Below are 262 nucleotides of genomic sequence, written 5' to 3' on the forward strand. Positions count from 1 at the left end.
CCGCGAGCCGGTCCCGCACGACCGGGAACCGGGAGACGAGGACCGTCGCGTCGTTCATCTGCCGCTCCACCGACCGGCCCGGGGTGTGCGTGGCCGCGGCGATCTCCTCCGCGATCGCCCGATGCGCCCACGCCCGCGACGAGCCCCCGGCCGCGACCTGCCGCTCATGCTGCGCCCACGCCACCTGCGACGCCGACGCCAACGCCATCTGACGCGCCGCCTGCGCATGAGCGATCACCCTGTCCGCCGCCCGGATCGCCTC

1 pseudogene is annotated in these 262 nt (G+C 76.0%); it reads right to left on the bottom strand.

Annotated elements, in window-relative coordinates:
- Positions 1-208: pseudogene (locus ACWXWW_RS18120) on the bottom strand (hypothetical protein); the annotation flags it as partial.
- Between the last annotated feature and the right edge of the window lie 54 nt (positions 209-262).

Source organism: Microbacterium sp. KNMS, assembly GCF_053851835.1.